The sequence below is a fragment of the Nostoc sp. FACHB-110 genome, assembly GCF_014697425.1.
Taxonomy (GTDB): Bacteria; Cyanobacteriota; Cyanobacteriia; order Cyanobacteriales; family Nostocaceae; genus Nostoc_B.
The window spans coordinates 134,025-154,085 of sequence record NZ_JACJRU010000010.1 but is presented as its reverse complement, the minus strand read 5'-3'; the positions used below and the strand labels follow the sequence as shown (position 1 = coordinate 154,085).

Genomic DNA, 20,061 nt, shown 5'->3' with positions numbered 1-20,061 from the left:
CAGGAAAAGTTCATTCCCTACTTTGTGCATCGCTATTGAGGAAATTAAAATGAATACAGCAGAATTATTAGTAAAGTGTTTAGAAAATGAAGGTGTAGAGTATGTTTTTGGCCTTCCTGGTGAAGAAAATTTACATGTTTTAGAAGCATTAAAACATTCTTCAATTAAATTTATTACGACTCGGCACGAACAAGGCGCGGCTTTTATGGCTGATGTCTATGGACGTTTGACAGGTAAAGCGGGGGTTTGTCTTTCCACCCTTGGCCCTGGGGCAACAAATCTGATGACTGGTGTAGCGGATGCCAATTTAGATGGCGCGCCCTTGGTCGCAATTACTGGGCAAGTGGGAACCGATAGAATGCACATTGAATCCCATCAATATTTAGATTTGGTGGCGATGTTTGCGCCTGTAACTAAGTGGAATAAGCAGATTGTTAGACCTAGTATTACACCAGAAGTAGTGAGAAAAGCATTCAAGCGATCGCAAACCGAAAAACCCGGCGCAGTGCATATAGATTTACCGGAAAATATCGCTGCGATGCCTGTGGAAGGTAAGCCTTTGCAGCGCGATAAAATTGAAAAAACTTATGCTTCTTTTGCTAGTATTCGGGCAGCCGCAGCCATGATTTCTCAAGCGGTGAATCCCTTAATATTAGTTGGGAATGGTGCAATTCGCGGTCAAGCTAGTGATGCGGTGACGCAATTTGCTACCCAAATGAATATACCTGTTGCTAATACATTCATGGGTAAAGGTGTTATTCCTTATACTCATCCCTTAGCTTTATGGTCAGTGGGATTACAGCAAAGAGACTTTATTACTTGCGGTTTTGATAATACAGATTTAGTAATTGCGATCGGCTATGATTTAATTGAATTTTCGCCCAAAAAATGGAATCCTGACGGTAAAATTCCCATTGTACATATTAGTACATCGGCAGCAGAAATTGATAGTAGTTATGTTTGTAATGTAGAAGTCATCGGCGATATTTCCGACTCTTTGTTTGAAATATTAAAAGTAGCAGACCGCCAAGGTAAACCTAATCCTTATGCTATTAGTTTACGTGGTGAAATTCGCGCCGATTACGAACAATATTCTAACGATGATGGCTATCCGATTAAACCGCAAAAATTAATTTATGACTTGCGGCAAGTCATGGGGCCAGATGATGTTGTGATTTCCGATGTTGGCGCACATAAAATGTGGATGGCGCGTCATTATCATTGCCACAGTCCCAATACTTGCATCATTTCTAACGGCTTTGCTGCAATGGGTATTGCTATTCCTGGTGCTTTAGCCGCCAAACTTGTTTATCCCAACCGCAAAATTGTCGCCGTAACGGGTGATGGTGGTTTTATGATGAATTGCCAAGAATTAGAAACCGCCTTGCGTGTGGGTACTCCCTTTGTCACCTTAATCTTTAATGATGGTGGCTATGGCTTAATTGAATGGAAACAAGAAAATCAATTTGGTAAAGGTAATTCCGCCTTCGTCCATTTTGGTAATCCTGATTTTGTGAAGTTAGCCGAAAGCATGGGTTTAAAAGGTTATCGAGTCGAATCTAGTCTTGATTTAATCCCCATACTCAAAGAAGCCTTAGCCCAAGATGTCCCCGCAGTCATCGATTGCCCTGTAGACTACAGAGAAAATCGCCGCTTTACCCTCAAAGCTGGCGAGTTAAATTGTGCTTTGTAGGTAGTTGAAAGTGCTGAGTGCTGAGTGCTGAGTGCTGAGTGCTGAGTGCTGAGTGCTGAGTACTGAGTGCTGAGTGCTGAGTGCTGAGTGCTGAGTACTGAGTGCTGAGTGCTGAGTGCTGAGTGCTGAGTACTGAGTGCTGAGTGCTGAGTAATAATACTCTCTAGTCCCTGGTGTCTCAGGGTTTAAGGTGTAGGGTTAATGTTTTTTCAACACCTACACCCCTACACCCCTGAACCCTTTTTTAAGGTGTGGGGTTAATGGTTTTTCAACACCTACACCCCTACACCCATATACACCTGAACCCTTCCTCATGACTTCCTGTCTTGATAATCTTCAGAAGACATGGGATCTAATTCCCAACGACTATCGTCACGTTCTTCTAGAATATCGTTGGTACGGAGGAAAGAGCGATCGTCCATTTCTAAACCGACAGATGCTTCCATTTCTTCTGTAACATCTTGCTCAGGTATGGCTACAGTACCGCCGACAGCTTCATCACCTACGGTATCTTGCCAGTAAGTATCAACATCACCACTCCTGAGTGCAGGACTATCAGGAAACTCTGGGGTTGTGGTGTCTAGCGATCGCTCACCAATATTATACCCTGGCAAGTCTTTGACACCTGTGCCGTAAGATTCGGTAATTTCCTGCGGCAAATCTTCAGGATTAATTTCTTGATGATGATTTTTTTCTGCCATATAGTCTCAGCCTTTTCTGCATTCTCACAATAACGTTTTTATGGCTTAAGTTTGTCTGACTTAGGATGTATAGCTGTTGCAAAATAGGTTAGATCCTATTAACAGCTAAATGATAAAAATAATCATACGTTTAACCTTTTGCTTCCTGCATCCTGCCTTTTGTCTTTTGCCATACAACTTTAGAAATAAAAAAATATATCCCCTAAGAACGAAGTTATAAAAAATATTCCAGCCTAACCTTGTAAGTGTAAATTCAAGGTCAAGCCACTTGTAGTTGAACCATACTAATTATGAGTAGGAAGAACTCAACCCACACAACAAAGCTGTTTAATCTTCAAGCTTCTTACTCATAATTTTTTTTATAAGCTGCACAAGTTATACATTGCTTATTAATCTACAAATTAAATTTACTTAGTCACATTATCGAAATAGGTAAATCCATGTCATATCAAAACAATCATTCGACCAAGAAAAAAGTTGCTATTCTCATTGAAAACGACGTAGAAGATGCAGAATTTACAATACCTTGTAATGGGTTAAAACAAGCGGGAATGGAGGTAGTTATCCTCGGCTCGCGGATGAATGAAAAATACAAAGGTAAACGCGGTAGAGTTTCTGTTCAAGCCGATGCTACAACCACAGAAGCACTTGCATCAGAATTTGATGCAGTGGTCATTCCTGGTGGTATGGCTCCTGATAAAATGCGCCGCAACCCCAATACAGTGCGCTTTGTCCAAGAAGCTATGCAACAAGGAAAACTCGTTGCCGCAGTTTGTCATGGGCCACAATTATTAATTGAAGGCGATTTGCTCAGAGACAGACGCGCCACTGGTTTTGTGGCTATCCGCCGCGACATGATCAATGCAGGTGCAAACTATCAAGATGAAGCATTGGTAGTTGATGGTAATTTAATTACATCCCGCGAACCTGGAGACTTAGCAATTTTCACTACCGCTATTCTCAATCGCTTAGGTTATGGCGGAAAAGATGTAGCACTTCCCGAAGAGACAGACACTAGTGCTGAATGGTGGAAAATTGCTGATGCTTGGGGTGGTTCTACAAAAGGCGAAATTGCTAGAGGTTTAAATACTGCTTTAAGTGGAGAGCGTTATTCTTTAGAAGCTCTAGAAAAGTATTACGAAAAAGAGTCTAATACCGAAGCACAAACAATCTTTCAACAGATAATCGCAAATAAACGGCGACACATTGAAATATTAGAAACTTGCCTCTCTAGATTAGGTGAAAAGCCTTCTTTTGCAGCCAATATTGCTAATCAATATGCCAAAGTTAAAACTGCTATGTCTGGTAGTGATGACATCTATCAAATCCGTTGCGCTTTAGGTGATTTGCAAACAGGTATTGGTGATATTGGTAATTTATCGGCAATGTTTACAGACCCAGTTGCAACCGCAGTTTTTAAAGAAATCTACCGCAATTTGTTGAGAGATGAACAACGCTTAGTAGAGCTATATCGCAAACAGTTAAGTGGTGAAGTGCAATCTCCTAAGCCCACAACAGGTGCGGCTGTATCTCAGTAATTCGTAGTTCGTAATTCGTAATTCATAAATGTAGAGCATCTAATTACGAATTACGAATTTAAAATCCAAAATTTAAAATCTAAAATAGTATGACTTCAACAGGCGATCGCGTCAATAAAAATCAGGGAGAAGCAAGTGATTTAGAGCGTTGGGCTTCTCTTATCGGCGGTGGAGCTATGGTACTCACGGGTTTAAGACAAGGTTCTTTGCGGGGTGCGTTAACTGCTTTAGCAGGTGGTGGTTTGATTTATCAAGGTGTCACTAAACAAAGCACAATCCAGCAAGCACAAGAAGCAGTGAACATGAATAAACCAATCAAAGTTGAAAAGACGGTAACAATTAATAAACCAGCCGAGGAACTTTACTGTTTTTGGCACAACTTTGAGCAGTTACCCACTTTTATGAAGCATCTCCAATCTGTCAAAGTGTACGACGCAAAACGTTCTCATTGGATTGCAAATGCTCCCTTGGGTAACAATGTCGAATGGGATGCAGAGATACTCGAAGATAGAGAAAACGAGTTTATCTCTTGGGCTTCTGTAGAAGGTGCAGATATTGATAACTCCGGCTTTGTCAGATTTAAAAAAGCCCCAGGCGAGCGAGGTACAGAAGTCAAAGTAGTTTTAGAATACAACATCCCCGGCGGCGGATTAACTGCGGCTCTCGCCAAGCTTTTCGGCGAAGAACCAGAACAGCAAATTGGTGATGACCTACGCCGCTTCAAAATGCTCATGGAAGCCGGAGAAATCGCCACTACTGAGGGTCAGCCAACAGGCCAAAGATGAAGAAGCAAATTCATAATTCACATTTCATACTTCATACTTCACACTTCATACTTTTATGAAAGCAGTCTGTTGGCAAGGTGCGAATCAAGTGCGGGTGGAATCAGTACCAGACCCGACGATTCTTAATCCCCGTGATGCAATTATTAAAATTACTTCCACAGCCATCTGTGGTTCGGATTTGCATATATATGGCGGCTATATCCCGACAGTCCAAAAAGGTGACATTATTGGTCACGAATTTATGGGGGAAGTCGTCGAAGTTGGTAGGGGAGTTAATAATTTAAAAATAGGCGATCGCGTTGTTGTTCCCTCTACAATTGGTTGTGGTAACTGTGCTTATTGCCAGCGTGATATGTGGTCGTTGTGCGATAATTCTAACCCTAACAGTTGGTTAGAAGAAAAGTTATTTGGCAATGTCACCTCAGCAATTTATGGCTACTCTCATTTATTAGGTGGCTATGCAGGCGCACAAGCTGAATATATCCGCGTCCCGTTTGCTGATGTGGGTGTTGTGAAAGTTCCGTCAGATATACCTGATGAAAAACTATTATTTATTTCCGACGCTATCCCGACTGGCTATATGGGAGCAGAACTCTGTGATATTCAGCCAGGGGATACAGTAGCGGTTTGGGGAAGCGGTGCAGTTGGACTGTTCGCCATGATTAGTGCCTATATGATGGGTGCAGAAAAAGTAATTGCGATAGACCGTTTCCTGGAACGCTTAGAAATGGCAAGAAAATATGCCAAAGCCGAAGTAATTAACTACGAAGAAGTTAATACTGGTGAAGCATTAAAAGAAATGACTGGCGGACGCGGCCCTGATGCTTGCATTGATGCAGTCGGTTTAGAAGCGCATGGTGTTGGTTTAGAGGACTTCTACGACCAAACAAAACAAAAGCTCAGATTAGAAACCGACCGTCCCCACGTATTAAGAGAAATGATGGTAGCCTGTCGTAAAGGCGGCACTCTGGCAATTATGGGTGTTTATGGTGGATTTGTAGACAAAATACCCTTGGGTGCTGCTTTTAATAAAGGTCTAACTTTCAGAATGGGACAAATGCACGGACAGAAATATATGCATTTGTTACTCCAGCAAATCTTGGATGGCAAACTAGATCCTTCCTTTGTGGTAACTCATCAACTACCACTAACAGAAGCGGCTCACGGTTATCACATTTTTCAACAGAAAAAAGATAACTGTGTCAAAGTCGTCCTCAAACCATGAATTGGCGAATAGCCATTCAGTTGGACACACAAATAAATAAAGCAAATGAGGTTATTTATGAAGCAAGTCATTTCTAACTTACGCAAAATTATGGTTGTTTTCTTAGTAGGATTTATGTTCTTACTAGGTCAAGCTTTTAGCTTTGTGAACGTAGCTCAAGCTGATGTCACAACCCCAGAAGGTATTTATTACAAAGGCGTACCAGAAGGACAAAACAACGGCATTCAAAACGATAACCAAGTGAGAAATGCTCAGTCTAAGTTGAAGGGTGCTGCTGATAGTATCCGCGAAAAGCTCAACTTAAATGAAGATACTCCCAAAGCTACAAAAGAGTTTCTTAACGATGCAAAAAGCAGAGTAGGCGATGCAGTTAGTGGGAATCAATCTTCTCAAGGTAGCAGAGAAGGTTATTACCACAATCCTCCTACCAAACAACTCAGAGATAGAGTTTAAGCAGAAGCAAAAGTAAAAAGGTAAAGGTAAAAAGATAGCCATTAGGGTGTGTTAGGTGAGTCTTTTCAATGTTTCACGAAAAAGATCATTAAAACCTAACACACCATTTTATATAAATGACAAAGGACTAAAAATTATGAAAGCAGTTTGCTGGCACGGAGCAAACGACGTGCGGGTAGAAACAGTTCCCGACCCAAAAATTCTTAACCCGCGTGATGCCATTATTAAAATTACTTCCACAGCAATTTGTGGTTCAGATTTGCATATTTATGATGGTTACATTCCTACCATGCAAAAAGGTGATATCCTTGGGCATGAATTCATGGGGGAAGTGGTAGAATTAGGTAGTGAAGTTAAGAATGTAAAAATAGGAGATCGCGTCGTCGTTCCCTTCACAATATCCTGCGGAAACTGTTTTTTCTGCCAGCGCGATTTATGGTCACTTTGTGATAACTCCAACCCAAATGCTTGGATGGTAGAACTGCAAATGGGTCACTCACCAGCAGGCTTATTTGGCTACTCACACTTATTTGGTGGTTACGCTGGTGGTCAAGCCGAGTATGCACGCGTACCCTTTGCAGATGTGGGTTTATTCAAAATTCCTGACCATCTGACAGACGAGCAAGTTCTATTTTTAACTGACATCTTCCCCACTGGTTACATGGCAGCAGAAAACTGCAACATCAAACCCGGCGATGTTGTGGCTATTTGGGGCTGCGGCCCAGTCGGACAATTTGCTATCAAAAGTGCTTATCTCCTGGGTGCAGAAAGGGTCATTGCCATAGACCGCATTCCCGAACGCCTGCAAATGGCCAAAGAACAAGGCAAAGCCGAAATCCTCAACTATGAAGAAGTAGATGTCGGCGAAGCACTCAAAGAAATGACAGGCGGAAGAGGCCCCGATGCTTGTATTGATGCAGTCGGTATGGAAGCACACGGCACAGATGCAATGGCTTTTTACGACAAAGTAAAACAAGCAGTCCGTCTAGAAACAGACCGTCCCACAGCATTACGCCAAGTAATTTTATCGGCGGGAAAAGGTGGTCACGTCTCTCTTGCAGGGGTTTATGGTGGCTTCCTCGACAAGATACCGATGGGTTCAGCAATGAACAAAGGTTTAACCTTCAAAATGGGACAAACCCACGTTCATAGATACTTAAAACCCTTACTCAATCATATTGAAAACGGCGACCTTGACCCTTCTTTTGTAATTACACACCAACTACCTTTAGAACAAGCACCCCACGGCTACGAAATTTTTAAACATAAAAAAGATAACTGTATCAAAGTTGTTCTCAAACCATAAAGTGGTGCATTAACTTATGACTGACACCAGCGTTAAAAAAGTCGATTCTAGCCATTCACCCAAAGGTCAAGATGGTCAGAAATATCTAGCTTCTGGCAAAAATGTTTCGATGCGCCTTTGGGAAAATGAACAACCAGGAAAAGATAAACAACCAACTGCACGCGATTATGAAACTGTTGGTTATGTAATTAATGGTCGTGCAGAGTTACATATCGAAGGGCAAATGATTTTGCTAGAACCTGGTAGTTCTTGGGTTGTTCCCAAAGGTTCAAATCACACCTACAAAATACTCGAATCATTTACGGCTGTGGAAGCAACCAGCCCACCAGCCCAAGTTCAAGGACGCGATGAAAATTAACTTTTCATAGTCCACCTAACTTCAATGATACAAATTTATGGGCTTTTGATTCTTTCCCCCTGTGGCCTATTTGTATCAAAATTAAAATAAAACGGTATCAGGTGGCGAGGCTTGCCTGGGTCTAGATTGTGGCTTTCCAGTTAGATAAATCAGCCAAAGAGCGATCGCGGTAACGTCCGTAACGCTCTTGTTTATTTTTAATTTTTATACCTAAATCTGGTAAAATCCCGAAGTTAGGTGGCATTGGTTGAAAATGTTTCGGGGATGCAGAACTAATAAACTCTAACAATGCCCCCAACATCGTAGTTGGCGGAACAATTACAGGTTCTTTACCCAAAGCCAAGCGGGCGGCGTTGGTTCCTGCTAGCCAACCACCAGCAGCAGCGGCGGTATAGCCTTCAGTCCCAATTAACTGTCCAGCAGCTAATAAAGTGGGACGTTGTTTAAATTGCAATGTCGGCTGCATCAGTTGAGGCGCATTGATAAAAGTATTGCGGTGCATCACCCCCAGCCGCACAAACTCTGCCTTTTCCAACCCGGGAATCATTTGAAATACACGTTTTTGTTCGCCCCAACGCAGATTAGTTTGAAAACCGACCATATTCCACAGTTGCCCAGCTTTGTCTTCTTGGCGTAATTGCACCACAGCATAGGGACGCTCCCCGCTACGGCTATCAGATAACCCCACTGGCTTGAGGGGGCCGTAACGCATCGTATCTTCTCCCCGCCTTGCCAGTTCTTCAATAGGTAAACAAGCTTCAAAAAATTTTGCTGTTTCCCGTTCAAAGTCCTTCAGTTCTGTTTGTTCTGCTGCGCACAGTGCCTGCCAAAACCTGAGATACTGCTCTTTATTCATTGGGCAGTTAAGATAAGCGGCTTCACCCTTGTCATAGCGCGATGCCATAAAGGCAAAGTCACGGTTAATCGATTCGCCCACAATAATTGGGCTAGCCGCATCAAAAAAGCTCATGTACTCCATCCCGGTGAAGCGGTGCAAGTCTGCGGCTAAGTCGGGGCTAGTTAACGGCCCAGTTGCCAATACGACAATGCCTTCGGGGAGAGAACTTACCTCACCACGGCGAAAATCCACTAAAGGATGCTGAGATACAGCTTGGGTTAAGTCTTGGCTAAATTGACCTCTATCTACTGCCAACGCCCCGCCAGCCGGAACCGCGTGTTCATCAGCTTTGGAGATCACCACAGAACCTAATTGTCGCAGTTCTTCGTGCAGTAATCCAGCCGCGCGATCGCTTGCCATTGCCCCAAAGGAATTACTACAGACTAACTCTGCTAAATGTTCTGTATGATGGGCAGGGCTGAAGCGTAAGGGACGCATTTCATGAAAAATTACAGGTACTCCAGCCTGGGCAATTTGCCATGCTGCTTCTGTCCCAGCTAGTCCACCTCCAATTACTTGTATTGGTTGTTGTTCTTTATTCATCTGCGTCCGTCTGCGGTTATTTATTCTTTCTGTATCTTACTCACACTGTAAGTAGGTCGGTGCAATTAAAGATAACTAGTATTCGCGTAGCGTCTCCGACAGGAGAAGGCTGTCATTTGTCATTGATGTTTTTCCCTACACCCTACCCCCTACACCCCATTATTGACGCAGCAACCAATACCATCCTGAACCTGTGCGAGTCAACCAGGAATCATCTAAGTTGGGATGATGTTCATCTAAATAAGGATTGTAAACTGGGTAATCATCAAAACTTGTGTCATTTTGTAGGCGAATTTTGACATTGCGACAACTGCCTGCGATTTCAATGGTAACAGTATCGGAAGCAGGATTGTCGGAATTGGACTGTAAAAGATGATTCCTAATATCAGCCCTTTCTCTCTCTTGCTTATGCTTGGGCCAACAACGCACTCTGACTGTCGGATTCTCATGAGGATTATCTAACAGATAAGGTAAGATTTGCGAATCATGAATGCTGCGCCTTGGCGTGTCGGCATTTGCCAAAGATGGCAATAATATCAACATACTTGCACCTATCGCAATTATTATCCGATGCATATTTCCTGCTCCGAAAAACTTACTTAAACTTACTCAAAGAAAGTTGATTGGGTTAACGTTTTCTTCTTGCTTCGTCCAAGGTAGACGGCTACTTCTTGTCCACAAGCGTTTCAGGTCGAGCCGACCTTACCCAACGGAAGAGCCAGTTACCTGCGACAGGAAACCTGTCTACAGCACTGGACTCACTTTATCGTTAGGGGCATTTTCAAGATTAATAGATGCGTTCTCATCCCGGTCTTGAATATGTCCACAGCTTTGACAGTTGAAAATTCTGTCAGACAAACTCATTGGTTGAACGTGATGGCATTTGCAGCACATTTTAGAGCTTGGAAACCATCTATCAACCAATTCAACTTTTGTACCGTAAAACGGTTGTTTATACGTTAGCTGACGACGAATTTCGTATAAACAGTTATTGCTAATAGCATTGGCTAGCTTATGATTAGCAATCATGCCTTGAATATTTAAGTCCTCAATGCGAATAACATACGCTTTGCGACTTAAATCCGTCGTCATTTTCTGCGTTGTATCTTGTCTGATGTTAGCAATTCGAGCATAAATCTTAGCTGTTTTCGCCAAGAATTTACGAGCATTATTAGATGCTTTAATCTTCAACTTCTTGTTCCCCAGCACCTTATTTCGATTGCGCCATTGCAATTTACCTAGCTTGGTTTTCGCCTTTTTTGTAGTAACTGGCATGGTATAAGTTGTGCCATCAGAACAAGTGGCTAAAGTTTTCACGCCTAAGTCCACACCAATTCTTTCTATTGGATGAATGATTGGTGGGATTTTCTCGACATCTAAGATGAAAGATACAAACCATTTGTCAGCAGTTCTAGAAACAGTGAATGTTTGTGAACTACAGATAAAATCAATCTTCTCCTTTAAACGAAATTCCTTGATTCCTGGTAAATTAATTCTCTTGCTCTGATTAATCACAACTCTATTGGTAAAAGGTAGGGCTGGTTTACCTTTTTCAATGTAGATTCCCGATGTTTTGTACACCGTAAAAGAATCACCTTTTTTCTTTGACTTCTTTACAGGAAACTGGGCTAAACCTTTGCGCCATCTACTAAAAGCGTTTTTCAAGTCAATGAAAGCTGATTGATATACTGTTGATGGATATTTTTTTATCCACGCATATTCTGGCTTGTTCATTGTGTGTGAAGTAAACACTTTTTTGATAGCATCTAAGCGTTTTGAATCCCCTGTTTTGATATCATCGAAATTCCAACTTGCTGTGATTAAATCTAAAGCGTAATTGTAAACAAATCTCTTGAATCCCGCAATGCCACGCATTAAAGAGCGTTCTTTTTTATTTAGTTTTAGCTCTCTTTTTAATGCGTACATGATATGACAATAGGGTTTGTTTTCTCAAGAATATTTTACTATTAATTGATCCACCTGAACCTACTTACAATAACTAAGTTTAAATATATTTAAGTAGGTTTTTGGTGATTTAGTCATGCTCCAACATAAAAGCAAGTGCCAGGGTATTAACCCCGGCGTTTATCAATTAAAAATCAACTTTTGTATATGTAGGGTGGGTCAGCAAACCCGCCCGTAACTTTAGAATTATTTATTGTCAAGTAGTTGGTTAACTTGTTGTCCACGACGACCAGTTTTAATTTCATAGCGGCGAGTAAGGTTGTCTTGGTAGTTCATATCTCTGGCTGCGGCAGCATTCACGAAAGCATCACAATTCTTACCTTGGACTACAGTTGAGGAACTGCTGCTAGCTTCTTCGGAACGGTTGGTGCGGCTATCACGAGATTCACTATTATTTTTGCTACCTTGGCTGGCTCCACTACCACTGACACCAATACCAAGGAAGCTAACACCACCGCCACCGCCATCATTATGGCTGCTAGATGAACTAGAACGGCTGCTGGTAGAGGTTGCTAAAGCAATTTTAGTGGAACTAGTGCGGGTGTTGTTACCTAAGCCGACATCACTACACAAAGCGCGGGGGTCGTTTGCCAAAGTTTTGGGATCAACCCAAGATTGATGGTCGCCCAAACCTTGAATTTCACTATTGCCAACAGGGTTACTAGATGTGCTAGGTGTAGGATTGCTGGGAGTAGCGTTTCCTACAGCCGCCGGGATAACATCAGTAGGTTTGAAGATACCTGTAGGCTGCTTAACATCAAAGGGGCCGGCAAAGGCGGGAAGTGTGGTGGTTAAAAGTGCAGTGGCGGTAAGTAAAGAACTGGTGATATTGCGGAATTTCATGGTCAGTCTCCTAAAGTTTTAACGTGAGTTCGACGGGTTGAACTCCCTACACTTACTCAATAGGTTGACCTTGATTTTTTTATGCAGCGTCTTGTGTAATTTTGGATTTTAGATTTTAGATTTTGGATTCATTGTCTATATAGCAATACGGTTCAGTTAAGAGAATAGTAGGTTGGGTGTAGCGATAGCGTAACCCAACAAAGTATGCGTGAATGTTGGGTTCCGTTCCTCCACCCAACCTACACCAGTCTAAGTTGTTGCCTTAACTGAACTGTATTGATCTATATAGCAGGAGGTAGGAGGTAAAAGTCTTACTATGTCTGGCATTCATGCTTTTTAAATTTTCTCACCTATACTTCGACTGCTATAACTAAAGAAACCCGACTTTTTCCAAAAAGTCGGGTTTGTGATACTAAGTGGCTTTTAGAAATAGTATTCTTACTCCCCACTCCCTACTCCCACCCTAGGTTACTATCTTTGACTGCAACTTAGTATGTGGGTATTTTTACGCTAAATGCTGTTGAACGGTTGCGACTAACTCATTTGTCCAGTGTTGGGCAAGTTGGGCATCGGCGGCTTCAACCATGACTCTAATGACTGGTTCTGTACCGGAGGCGCGGACTAAGATTCTACCTGTGTCACCCATTGCGGCTTCGGCAAAAGAAATTGCTTGTTGTACGGGTTGGCAGTCTTTCCAGCCTAAACGGCGATCGCGGTCTACTACCCGGACGTTCTTTAATAATTGTGGATAGGTCTGGAAGCTTTGGTCTACTAATTCCCCGAGTGTCACACCTGCTTGCTTAACTAAGCTGGCTATGTGCAGGGCTGTTAACAAGCCATCTCCGGTAATACCGTAGTGTCTACACAAAATATGCCCAGATTGTTCGCCGCCTAGCATTCCCCCTGTTTTTAACATTTCGGCTTGAACGTATTGGTCGCCCACAGCAGTACGAATCAATTTACCACCTTGTTGTTTCCATGCTCTTTCAAAGCCTAAGTTGGCCATGACGGTGGAAACGATTAAATTGTCTGGTAGTTGTTGCTGTTGTTGCAGGTGATGACCCCAGAGGTAAAGAATATAGTCGCCGTTAACTTGTCTGCCTGTATTATCTACAGCTAACACGCGATCGGCATCACCATCAAAGGCAAAGCCGACATCAGCTTGATGTTCTTTAACGGCGGTTTGCAGCATTTCTAGGTGGGTGGAACCGCAATTGACGTTGATGCGATCGCCATCTGCGGCATTATGTAAGCAGATAACTTCTGCCCCCATTTCCATAAATACTTGGGGTGCTAACCCAACAGCAGCGCCCCACGCTAAATCTAAAATAATCTTCATCCCTTGCAGATTTGCGCCACTGTGCAAAGGTTGTTGCAATGCTTGGCTGTAATTACTGACTAACTGCGGACGGGCGTAATGTCTGCCGTTATTACCGACACCGCCGACATTTACTAATTTACCGCGCAATCCGGCTTCAATTTCGGCTTGTAAGGCTTGCGGCAACTTTGCTCCATCAGCACCAAAAACTTTAATTCCGTTGTCTTCGGGGGGGTTGTGGCTAGCAGAAATCATCACGCCACCAATCGCTTCAGTTACACTCGTTAAGTAGGCGACGCAGGGCGTTGGACATAAACCCAAATACCAAACTTCTATGCCTGCGGCTGTTAAACCCGCACTTAAAGCCATCGCTAGCATATCGCTGGAATTTCTGGAATCTTGTCCGAGAATGACTGGCCCGACTTGTGGGGCATGATGACGTAAAACTACCCCTGCCCAAAAACCAATTTGTAAAGCTAAGGGCGCATTCAGTAATTCTCCTACTTTTCCCCGAATGCCATCAGTCCCAAACAAAGGTGTAGCAGGTAGTGATATCAAGCTAAATGCTAAACTGTCTGCCAAATTTTGTTCGCCATGATCTGCTGTTACCGAAATGCCTTTAATATCGCCTTGAGTACGAGTTATTGATGAAACCATAATCTTAAACACCCCACACCATAATGCTGGAAAATATCACTTTACTCTTTATTCCCTAAATTCCAGGAAATCTGCATTTGTTTATCTGTACTATATAATCGTTTTTCTTTATAGAAATCTATTACCAACAGACTTAGTTAAGTGAAAATCTTTAAAAATTTCCTGAAGTTTGTAAAATTTTTATACAGAAATTACCATTTTTTATCTTAATACCCTTGAGATTTTTTCTAATTTGTCACGGCAGATGCTCTTTTTGCAGGCTGGCACAGCTTAATAAAACTACAAGCTTTTTTTGCTTAAAAAATTTTAATATAAATTCTCATCAAATGGTTCTAATGTAACTTTTTAATGACCTTTTTTAGCCGTTCGTAAAATAGACCTGATGTATGAAAAAAATCAAGGGCTGAGAAAAGGGTGTAGGGGTGTAGATGTTCAAAACCCATTAACCCTTATATCCTTACACCCAATTCACAACTAACCTTTGTGCGTCAGTCTTAGTAAATTAGAACCCCGGTATACCCTTTTAAAGGTGAGAAATTTAGTATGAGCAGTAATTTAGCCAGCAAGTTGCGTGTAGGTACAAAAAAAGCCCACACAATGGCAGAAAACGTAGGTTTTGTCAAGTGCTTTTTAAAGGGAGTTGTCGAAAAAAGCTCCTACCGGAAGCTGGTGGCTAACTTTTATTTCGTCTACTCGGCAATGGAAGAGGAGATGGAAAAGCACCGTCAGCACCCAATTGTTTCTAAAATTAATTTTTCCCAACTCAACCGTAAGCATAGCCTAGAGCAAGACTTAAGCTACTATTACGGTGTTAACTGGCGCGAGCAAATCAAATTATCGCCTGCTGGTGAAGCTTACGTGCAACGCATCCGCGAAGTTTCGGCAACTCAACCAGAATTGTTAATTGCTCATTCCTACACCCGTTATTTGGGTGACTTATCAGGGGGACAAATTCTCAAAAACATTGCGGTAACAGCGATGAATTTGGGCGATGGGCAAGGTACTGCCTTTTATGAATTTGATGAAATTTCAGACGAGAAGGCATTTAAAGCTAAGTATCGTCAAGCTTTAGATGAAATGCCTATTGATGAAGCTACCGCAGATGGCATCGTTGATGAAGCTAACTCTGCCTTCGGGATGAACATGAAGATGTTCCAAGAACTCGAAGGTAACTTAATCAAAGCTATCGGGATGATGTTATACAACAGCCTCACCCGTCGTCGGACACGCGGCAGCACCGAACTAGCGACAGCTGAGTAAATTTTTGTAAACTAAATATTTGTCAATTCTGGGGCAGTTTCCCTGGGGTCATCTTATCAAGGTAAGGCGATCGCAAGGAAGTTGCCCCTATTGAAGTATGAAGTGTGAAATTTATTATAGTTAGGGCTTAAGCAAAAAAAACTCCCATTCCTCTGCGTTCTCTGTGCCTCTGCGGTTCGTTTTTCCGCATTTATTCAGTAATTAAAGCGTATGGTGATACTCTAGCCTCTAAACTCAACAAGACAAATAGAGCAAGAAACGCTATATACTTCATACTTCAGACTTCACACTTCATACTTCTCAAAATGGCTACAAAAATTCCCGTAACGGTCATTACAGGCTTCTTAGGTAGTGGTAAAACTAGCCTCATTCGCCACCTGCTGCAAAACAACCAAGGTCGGCGCATCGCAGTTTTAGTCAATGAATTTGGCGAACTGGGTATTGATGGCGAATTATTGAAATCTTGTCAAATTTGCCCCGAAGATGAAGCGGGCGATAGTAATATTTTTGAGTTAACTAACGGCTGTCTTTGCTGCACGGTGCAGGAAGAATTTTATCCAACGATGCAAGAGTTAATTAAACGCCGGGACAGCATTGACTGTATTGTGATTGAAACTTCGGGTTTAGCTTTGCCGAAACCCTTAGTTAAAGCTTTTCGTTGGCAAGAAATTCGCAACGCGGCCACAGTAGATGCCGTAATTACTGTAGTAGATTGTGCAGCTGTCGCAGCTGGGACATTCGCCAGTGATTTAGAGGCGATCGCCGCCCAACGCCAAGCAGATGATAGCCTAGAACATGAAACACCTTTACAAGAATTATTTGAAGACCAACTCGCTTGTGCAGACTTAGTGGTGTTGAGTAAAACTGACTTAGTAGATGCAGCTACTAAAACCCAAGTTGAGGAATTAGTCAAACAAGAATTGCCCAGAGTGGTCAAAATGGTAGAGAGCGATCGCGGGCAACTCGACCCAGCAGTATTATTAGGATTGCAAGCTGCCGTTGAAGATGATTTAGATAGCCGTCCCAGCCATCACGACACCGAAGAAGACCATGACCATGACGACGAAATCACATCAACCCATGTCATTTTCGAGCGCGCCTTTGACCCAGAAAAACTCCAACAACAGTTGCAAAACTTAGTCAACCAACAAGAAATATACCGGATTAAAGGCTTTGTTGCTGTTCCCAATAAACCCATGCGCTTAGTCATGCAAGGCGTAGGCAACCGCTTTGAAAAATTTTATGACCGTCCTTGGCAAGCCGCAGAAGCTAGACAAACCCGCTTAGTTTTTATCGGTCGTGATTTGAACTTACAACAAATCGAATCGCAACTAGTGACTTTGTAGGCACGAGATAAGAGGATGTTTTAAAAGTTTTGGGCGAATATAATTCGCTACTACACAAACAAAGTCCGCACTTCGACAAGCTCAGTGACCACCTGCGCGGACTCATGAAAAATCAATGGTTTTGAACCCACGAAGGTGGGTTTTGTCTGTCAAAACTAATCAGGTTCATGATGCGTATTTTACTTGATATAGTGTGAGTTCTGAGTTTTCACGTAAGTCAAGCAGATATTGTGTCAGCTATATTGCAAATTGAACAAGCTAATACATATCTATGGCTTTTAATCAAGAGCGTTTTGAGCGGCTAATTCAGAAATTAGAAATACTTGCGCAGGAACAACCTTCTATTTATAGATTGCACGTTGGACTTTTAGCGGTATTGGGCTATGCCTACATATTTCTAATTTTAGCTGTGACTGTGGCATTAGTGGCAGGTATTCTCTTGTTGATGGTCAATGCTCAGTTATTTAATGTTGCCGGGTTGAAGTTAGTATTTTTTTTACTAGCAATAGCATTTATGTTACTGCGATCGCTGTGGGTTTCCTTTCCTGCGCCTACAGGTTTAGTCCTACGTCGCCAAGATGCACCTGAGTTATTTGCGTTAGTTGACGAAATTGCTACTCAACTAAATGCTCCACGTTTCCATCACATTTTACTCACCGAAGAGTTTAATGCTAGCGTTTCCCAAAGACCTCGTTTAGGTTTATTTGGTTGGCAGCAAAACTATCTCAAGGTGGGTTTACCTTTGATGTTAGCATTGCCACCAGAACAATTTCGTGCTGTGCTTGGCCATGAATTAGGACATTTATCAGGAAATCATAGCCGTTTTCAGGGGTGGATTTACCGCCAACGCATAGCTTGGTATCGCATTGAGTATGGGTTAGGACATGGTGGTAATGAATCATCATGGTTTATTTTTCATCGATTTTTGCAATGGTATATTCCCTTTTTTGATGCCTATTCTTTTGTGTTAGCCCGGTTAAATGAATACGATGCTGATAGATGTGCTGTAGAAATAGCAGGCAGGGAAAATTCGGCTAAAACTTTGATGAATGTCGCCGTCAAAGCTAGATTTATTGAGGATATATTTTGGTCGAAAATTTATCGGCAAGTCCAGACAGAAATTGAACCGCCAAAAACCAGTTATACAGTCATGCAAATAGCTTTAGCGCAAGGCATATCCTTAAAAGAAGCTAGTACATATTTAGCTGAAGCTCTAACAGAAAAAACGAGTAACGCCGATACTCACCCTTGTCTAACTGATAGACTTAAAGCTTTAGAATATCATCCAGATGTGGATGAAGAATTATCTGTATCTGTCCCAATGAAAATTAGTGCGGCTCAAGCATATTTAGGTGATTCATTAGAAAAATTTAGAGATAATTTTAGTCAAGCTTGGCGTGAGAAAATAGCAACACCTTGGCGACAAAAATATGCGGAAGTGCAACAATCGTTAACGACATTACAAAAATTGAATGAGCAAGCACAAAAACACCCGCTAAGTTTAGAAGATGCAGCGACAAGAGCCTTATTAACTTTTGAATTAGAAGGTGAAGCAGCCGCAGTTTCTTTATTACGAGAAGTCATCAAGTTAGACACTCACCATGCCTCAGCCAACTATTTATTAGGACAAATATTATTAAGACAAAAAGATGCTAGCGGTATCGAGTATATTGAAAATGCGATCGCTCAAGATCCAGAGATAATGCTGGAAGGGTATCAAATAATTTTTGCCTTTCTTAAACAACAAGAAAAACATGAGCAAGCCAAATTATATCAAGAGCGGGCCGAGCAACATTATGATTTACTTTTAAAAGGTAAACAAGAACGTTCTAGCTTAAGAACAACTGATGAATTTCAACATCATCATCTGTCAAATGTAGAGCTAAATAAACTGCGTCAACAGTTATCTCGTTATCCCAATATCACAACGGCTTACTTAGTGCAGAAAGTAGTGCAGTATTTCCCAGATAAACCACTGTATGTCCTAGCAGTCATGCGAAAATTTAGTTTTTGGGAAGATAACCGGGAAGTGGAGAACTCGAAACTTGTCAACTCGATAGTACAAGAAATTGAATTACCTGGTGCAGTATTTTGCTTTGTTTTGAATAGCAACTTAAATTTTGAGAAAAAATTCAAACAAATACCAGGCACAACAATTTATCAACATAAAACTAAAAAATAAAATCCGCCAAGATGAATATCGGAATCAGCAAGAATTTACCAAATCAAATATGATTGCTATATAGATGTTTCTGCAAGTATAATGAATCCCGATTCTTCTTCATTGCTAGCTATTGATGAACCGACATTTTCCCATTTACCTGTATTACCTCAAGAAGTAATTGCAGGTTTAGCAGTGTCTTCGGGAGGTCATTATCTAGATACAACCGTAGGCGGTGGTGGTCATAGTCGCTTGATTTTACAAGCCGCGCCGGATGTGCAGTTAACAGCAATTGACCAAGATGAGGATGCTTTAGCCGCCGCAAAAAAAGAATTGTCAGAATTTGGAGAACGTGTCCAGTTTATTCAAAGTAACTTTGCGGCCTATGAGTTTAAGAGAGCAACTTTTAACGGTATTCTGGCTGATTTAGGTGTGAGTTCTTATCAGCTAGATACGCCAGAACGGGGTTTTAGCTTTCGTCATACTGCAAGTTTAGATATGCGGATGAATAAGCAAGGTTCACTCACTGCGGCTGATGTGATTAATGAATGGGATGAGGCGGAAATTGCAGATATTTTCTTTAAATATGGGGAAGAAAGGCTATCGCGGCGTATTGCGAGGCGAATTGTTGAACGACGTCCGTTTTCGACAACAACTCAGTTAGCAGAAGCGATCGCTTCTGCTGTTCCGCCCAAATACCGTTATGGTAGAATTCATCCGGCAACCCGCGCCTTTCAAGCTTTAAGAATTGTCGTCAACGATGAATTAAATTCTCTGGAAACTTTTTTAGCAAAAGCACCAAACGCACTTTTTCCTGGGGGAAGAATTGCCATTATTAGTTTTCATAGTTTAGAAGACCGCTTAGTTAAGCATAGTTTACGCAATTCTCCGCTTTTGCGCGTATTAACAAAAAAGCCAATTACCGCCCAAGAGTCAGAAATTGCCAATAATCCGCGATCGCGTTCTGCTAAACTGAGAATAGCCCAGAGAATTGAGGAAGATCAAAAGTAA

17 protein-coding genes are annotated in these 20,061 nt (G+C 41.9%); 11 read left to right on the top strand and 6 right to left on the bottom strand.

The window, feature by feature from the left end; genetic code table 11:
- Positions 1–49: 49 nt before the first annotated feature.
- On the top strand, positions 50–1,693 hold the full coding sequence (locus tag H6G69_RS12590; protein ID WP_190686822.1) for an acetolactate synthase large subunit: 1,644 nt from the start codon (positions 50–52) through the stop codon (positions 1,691–1,693).
- A gap of 311 nt (positions 1,694–2,004) precedes the next feature.
- On the opposite strand, the gene H6G69_RS12585 is transcribed toward H6G69_RS12590, so the two are convergent.
- Complete coding sequence (locus H6G69_RS12585) at positions 2,005–2,394, bottom strand: DUF6335 family protein (protein WP_190686818.1); 390 nt, start codon at positions 2,392–2,394, stop codon at positions 2,005–2,007.
- A 440-nt stretch (positions 2,395–2,834) separates the two neighbouring features.
- Between H6G69_RS12585 and H6G69_RS12580 the strand changes: the two genes are divergently transcribed.
- From H6G69_RS12580 to H6G69_RS12555, 6 genes are all read left to right on the top strand, one after another.
- Positions 2,835–3,932, top strand: coding sequence for a DJ-1/PfpI/YhbO family deglycase/protease (locus tag H6G69_RS12580; RefSeq protein ID WP_190686815.1), 1,098 nt, complete (start codon positions 2,835–2,837; stop codon positions 3,930–3,932).
- Between the two features lie 89 nt (positions 3,933–4,021).
- Positions 4,022–4,717, top strand: a complete 696-nt coding sequence (locus tag H6G69_RS12575) for an SRPBCC family protein (RefSeq protein WP_190686812.1) — start codon at positions 4,022–4,024, stop codon at positions 4,715–4,717.
- A gap of 55 nt (positions 4,718–4,772) precedes the next feature.
- Complete coding sequence (locus H6G69_RS12570; RefSeq protein WP_190686809.1) at positions 4,773–5,942, top strand: zinc-dependent alcohol dehydrogenase; 1,170 nt, start codon at positions 4,773–4,775, stop codon at positions 5,940–5,942.
- 57 nt (positions 5,943–5,999) lie between these two features.
- The gene (locus tag H6G69_RS12565) at positions 6,000–6,395 is read left to right on the top strand and encodes a hypothetical protein (protein ID WP_190686806.1); all 396 of its coding nucleotides are present in this window, start codon (positions 6,000–6,002) and stop codon (positions 6,393–6,395) included.
- Between the two features lie 136 nt (positions 6,396–6,531).
- Entirely contained in the window at positions 6,532–7,701 is a 1,170-nt protein-coding gene (locus tag H6G69_RS12560; protein WP_190686803.1) for a zinc-dependent alcohol dehydrogenase, read from the top strand.
- 16 nt (positions 7,702–7,717) lie between these two features.
- Positions 7,718–8,059 carry a cupin domain-containing protein gene (locus tag H6G69_RS12555; RefSeq protein ID WP_190686801.1) on the top strand — a complete coding sequence of 114 codons (342 nt, stop codon included), beginning with the start codon at positions 7,718–7,720 and terminating at the stop codon, positions 8,057–8,059.
- A 121-nt stretch (positions 8,060–8,180) separates the two neighbouring features.
- Here H6G69_RS12555 and trmFO read toward each other — a convergent pair whose 3' ends face one another.
- The 5 genes from trmFO to glmM form a co-directional block, all read right to left on the bottom strand.
- Positions 8,181–9,500, bottom strand: coding sequence for an FADH(2)-oxidizing methylenetetrahydrofolate--tRNA-(uracil(54)-C(5))-methyltransferase TrmFO (trmFO, locus tag H6G69_RS12550; RefSeq protein WP_190686798.1), 1,320 nt, complete (start codon positions 9,498–9,500; stop codon positions 8,181–8,183).
- Positions 9,501–9,659: 159 nt separating this feature from the next.
- On the bottom strand, positions 9,660–10,076 hold the full coding sequence (locus H6G69_RS12545) for a hypothetical protein (protein WP_190686794.1): 417 nt from the start codon (positions 10,074–10,076) through the stop codon (positions 9,660–9,662).
- Between the two features lie 168 nt (positions 10,077–10,244).
- A complete protein-coding gene (locus tag H6G69_RS12540; RefSeq protein ID WP_190686791.1) occupies positions 10,245–11,426 on the bottom strand; it encodes an RNA-guided endonuclease TnpB family protein in 1,182 nt (393 codons plus the stop codon).
- Positions 11,427–11,651: 225 nt separating this feature from the next.
- On the bottom strand, positions 11,652–12,308 hold the full coding sequence (locus H6G69_RS12535; protein WP_190686788.1) for a hypothetical protein: 657 nt from the start codon (positions 12,306–12,308) through the stop codon (positions 11,652–11,654).
- Between the two features lie 505 nt (positions 12,309–12,813).
- Complete coding sequence (glmM, locus tag H6G69_RS12530; protein WP_190686787.1) at positions 12,814–14,283, bottom strand: phosphoglucosamine mutase; 1,470 nt, start codon at positions 14,281–14,283, stop codon at positions 12,814–12,816.
- 543 nt (positions 14,284–14,826) lie between these two features.
- On the opposite strand from glmM, the gene H6G69_RS12525 reads away from it, so the two are divergent.
- The 4 genes from H6G69_RS12525 (at position 14,827) to rsmH (ending at position 20,061) form a co-directional block, all read left to right on the top strand.
- Complete coding sequence (locus tag H6G69_RS12525; protein WP_190686784.1) at positions 14,827–15,543, top strand: heme oxygenase (biliverdin-producing); 717 nt, start codon at positions 14,827–14,829, stop codon at positions 15,541–15,543.
- 305 nt (positions 15,544–15,848) lie between these two features.
- Positions 15,849–16,889, top strand: coding sequence for a cobalamin biosynthesis protein CobW (gene cobW, locus H6G69_RS12520; protein ID WP_190686782.1), 1,041 nt, complete (start codon positions 15,849–15,851; stop codon positions 16,887–16,889).
- Positions 16,890–17,160: 271 nt separating this feature from the next.
- A complete protein-coding gene (locus tag H6G69_RS12515) occupies positions 17,161–19,071 on the top strand; it encodes a M48 family metallopeptidase (RefSeq protein ID WP_190686779.1) in 1,911 nt (636 codons plus the stop codon).
- A gap of 81 nt (positions 19,072–19,152) precedes the next feature.
- Positions 19,153–20,061 carry a 16S rRNA (cytosine(1402)-N(4))-methyltransferase RsmH gene (gene rsmH, locus H6G69_RS12510; protein WP_190686777.1) on the top strand — a complete coding sequence of 303 codons (909 nt, stop codon included), beginning with the start codon at positions 19,153–19,155 and terminating at the stop codon, positions 20,059–20,061.